Source organism: Megasphaera sp. ASD88 (assembly GCF_002287425.1).
Taxonomy (GTDB): domain Bacteria; phylum Bacillota; class Negativicutes; order Veillonellales; family Megasphaeraceae; genus Megasphaera; species Megasphaera stantonii.
The window spans coordinates 1-1,309 of sequence record NZ_NQXW01000055.1 but is presented as its reverse complement, the minus strand read 5'-3'; the positions used below and the strand labels follow the sequence as shown (position 1 = coordinate 1,309).

Genomic DNA, 1,309 nt, shown 5'->3' with positions numbered 1-1,309 from the left:
TCCGGTTACTTGAAGCCCGCGGGTTCCAGCATGTAGGGACGTGGAGCTTTACAGCAGCCACGCAGATGATTGGCCGGATCGCGGCCTGCGGCTGGCGGATTCCGCGGGATATTACGCCGGCGACGTACCAGCCAGAATAAAGGATGGCGGGCATATTGGAAAATATCAATCTTATACCCCTCCTGGACTATATCGACCCGTCGTTCTGTACGTATCAGGAGTGGGTAAATGTAGGCATGGCATTAAAACTGGAGGGCTACAGCGTCACCGACTGGGACACTTGGAGCCTTCGCGATGCCGGCCGGTATCACCCCGGCGAATGTGTCCGGAAATGGAACACCTTCGACAATACCGCTACTTCATTAGTTACAGGCGCCACCATTGTCGACATGGCGAAGCGGGGCGGCTGGACCGCATCAGCAGGCCCTGACATCGCCTATGATTGGGATGACTTAATTCCCGAACGGGATGACCAAGTCATCGTCGATAAAAACTGGGTCGAAGGGCGCGAACTGGAAGCCCCCGGCGATAACTGGGACCCGGTCAAAGATCTCATCAAGTATCTGTCAACACTGTTCGATAGTACCGACTACGTCGGCTATGTAACGAGTTCCTGGGAGAAAGACGGGAAGTTCCTGCCGAACAAAGGGAACTACGGCCGTACTGCAGGGGAACTCATTGAAGAGCTGACAGTCTGTGACGGGGACTTGGGCGCGGTCTTGGGAGACTATAATCCCAAGGCTGGCGCGTGGATCCGGTTCAACCCACTGGATGGCAAAGGCGTCCGCAACGAAAACGTGACGGACTTCCGCTATGCCCTGGTAGAATCCGATTCTATGGAACTGGAAAAGCAGAACGAAATCATCCGACAGCTGGAACTGCCAGTTGCCTGCCTGGTCTATAGCGGCGGGAAAAGCGTGCATGCCATCGTCCACATCGATGCCGGCAACTATGAAGAATATCGGAAGCGCGTTGACTACCTTTATGCCATCTGCCGCAAAAACGGCTTGGCCATTGATACGCAGAACCGAAACCCGTCCCGGTTGTCCCGGATGCCTGGCGTCCTGCGGGATGGCAAGAAACAGTTCCTCATCGATACCAACCTGGGAAAGGAAACTTTCCAGGAATGGCGTGAATGGATTGAGGCAGTCAACGACGATCTGCCCGATCCGGAAAGCCTGTGCGATGTCTGGAACCATATGCCGCCCTTATCGCCGGCCCTCATCGACGGCGTACTGCGGCAGGGCCATAAAATGATGATTGCCGGGCCGTCGAAGGCCGGGAAGTCCTATGCTTTGATTGAACTGGT

Annotated in this window: 1 protein-coding gene; it reads left to right on the top strand. The window is 55.5% G+C overall.

The genetic code is table 11. The features are described 5' to 3' along the window. Positions 1–155 precede the first annotated feature (155 nt). A partial coding sequence (locus CJ260_RS12440; protein WP_198947477.1) for a PriCT-2 domain-containing protein occupies positions 156–1,309 on the top strand: 1,154 nt, incomplete at its 3' end.